The sequence below is a fragment of the Glaciimonas sp. GG7 genome, assembly GCF_052976905.1.
Genome location: NZ_JBRIIQ010000031.1, coordinates 1 through 2,334, shown reverse-complemented (window position 1 = coordinate 2,334; position 2,334 = coordinate 1). Strand labels below are relative to the sequence as shown.

The following is a 2,334-nucleotide window of genomic DNA, read 5'->3' as shown; positions in this document are numbered from 1 at the left end:
CTTGCGCCAAGCATGGAAGTATTGATTGCTGCACGGGTGCTGCAAGGCGCGGTTGCCGGTCCCATGATTCCTTTATCGCAATCGTTGTTACTGGGAAGTTATAAGCCATCAAAAAGCGGAATGGCCCTGGCGTTTTGGGGGATGACAACCCTCGTTGCGCCGATCATGGGCCCCTTATTAGGCGGCTGGATTTCGGACAATTACACCTGGCCATGGATTTTTTACATCAATATTCCTATCGGTATATTTGCCGCTTGGGCGACCTGGTCGATCTATAAAACGCGCGAGTCAGCCACCCGCAAACTGCCCATCGATGCTATTGGTTTGGGGTTGTTGGTGGTCTGGGTCGGTTGTTTGCAAATCATGCTCGATAAAGGGAAAGAGCTCGATTGGTTCAACTCTGGACAGATTGTGATTCTCACTTCGATCGCCGTAGTTGCTTTCATTTATTTCGTCATTTGGGAGCTGGGAAGCAAACATCCGGTTGTTGACTTATCGCTTTTCAAAAGCCGTAATTTCAGCGGCGGTGTGATCGCTATTTCCATCGGTTATGGACTGTTCTTCGGTAGCTTGGTTATTCTGCCGCTGTGGTTGCAAACACAGCTCGGATACACCGCAACGCTAGCAGGCAAGGTCATGGCGCCGGTGGGTATTTTCGCGATCATCCTCTCGCCGATGATCGGAAAACTATTACCCAAAGTGGATGCCCGCTGGGTAGCCTCGGCTGCATTCCTCATCTTCGCGTTGGTGTTTTTCATGCGTGCAGGATTTACGCAAAACGTGGACACCATGACGTTGATGATTCCCACCGTGATTCAGGGTGCGGCGATGGCGATGTTCTTTATCCCACTCACCTCCATCATCTTGTCGGGCCAACCGCCCGACAAGATTCCTGCTGCCGCAGGTTTGTCAAACTTTGTGCGGATTATGTTTGGCGGTATCGGCACCTCTGTGACCAGTACCTTTTGGGATCGGCGCACTGCTTTGCATTATTCGCAATTGTCAGAGCATAGCGGCCCTCATAATCCGGCGTTTGTGGATGCCGTGCATGGTTTGACTGCGCAAGGAATGTCGCAGCAAGGTGCATATGCGGTGATCGATCGATTGATGACGGTTGAAGCCAGTACCAAAGGTGCCACCGATATTTTTTGGATCTCGGCGATACTGTTTTTGTTTTTGGTAGGGCTGGTCTGGCTGACCAAGCCGACGCGATCAAGTGGACCGGTTGATGGTGGCGGTGCGCATTAAGGTGTCGTAATCTGCTAAAAAAGAGGATGAGTATTGCTACTCATCCTCTTTTTTTTGCCGCCTGTCACAGATCGAATTAGGATGCAGGTTGAACTGGTTGCCCCGGCTGATACGGATAACCATTAATTGTACGGTTGAATGGCACAAAATCTCTTCCCAGCAAATCATATTGGGGTTGGTCGTGTTCACTGGCTATTTTCAATAGCCCCAGTAAAGTGGCATCCAACTTGTCGGTTTGGTAAGGGCGTGCTTCAAGTTCGACTTTGTCAACCTCCAAAGGGCTATCTGCACTTACCCACAACAACGCAGGCACGATATAACCGGACTCATCGTGCGGGGCATGCCCGCTAAAGTCACGATTGTGACCAACTTCCTGACCGTGATCTGAAACATAGAGCAACGCGGTCGGTACATCTTTACTTGCCGTAGCGGTCAGGTCGATTAAGTTTGCCAATACCTGATCGCCATAAAGGGTTGCATTATCGTATTCATCGCGTTTCTTTATGATGGCTTGAGAACGACCGGCACTGCGCATGCTCTGTGCAACCTCATCATCGCTTGCGTCAAACACTGCGGCATTGGGTGGGTAGCGATGTGCATAACCGCCATGCTGTCCCAATAGATGCACGACAATTAATTTTAATGGGGCAGGATCAGACAATGCCTCTGCCACATGAGGCAGCAGCACGCCATCATGCGTCGAAGAGTTGTAGCCGCCTGAGTTGGCAAAAGTTTTCACATCAGCATTTTCTGTGATGACGTTGACAAAACTATCCGCATAGGTCGTGTACGTCTGGTTCGATAACCAAAAAACCTTATATCCCACCGACTTTGCCAACATCAACACATTGGGATGCGTCTGCCAACGATCCGGGTACGTAAGAGTGGCCGGGGTGAGCATCATTTTTAACGATTCCTGTGTGGATGGAGCTGGGGAAATGACGTCGCGAAATACGATAATCTCGTTTCGTATGGCATCAAGTTTGGGGGTCGTCTTCCTCTGATAACCATACAAAGACCAGTTGTCGCGATTCGCCGACTCTCCGATGACATCGATTCGTGCTTGTCCGTGGTACTCGGCATAGA

Annotated in this window: 2 protein-coding genes; one reads left to right on the top strand and one right to left on the bottom strand. The window is 50.2% G+C overall.

Translation table 11 applies throughout. From position 1 onward, the window contains the following. The coding region (locus tag ACVBEF_RS09740) for a DHA2 family efflux MFS transporter permease subunit (protein ID WP_447123742.1) at nt 1-1,248 on the top strand (1,248 nt) is incomplete at its 5' end. A 76-nt stretch (nt 1,249-1,324) separates the two neighbouring features. On the opposite strand, the gene ACVBEF_RS09735 is transcribed toward ACVBEF_RS09740, so the two are convergent. Continuing rightward, a partial coding sequence (locus tag ACVBEF_RS09735; RefSeq protein WP_447123741.1) for a phosphoethanolamine transferase occupies nt 1,325-2,334 on the bottom strand: 1,010 nt, incomplete at its 5' end.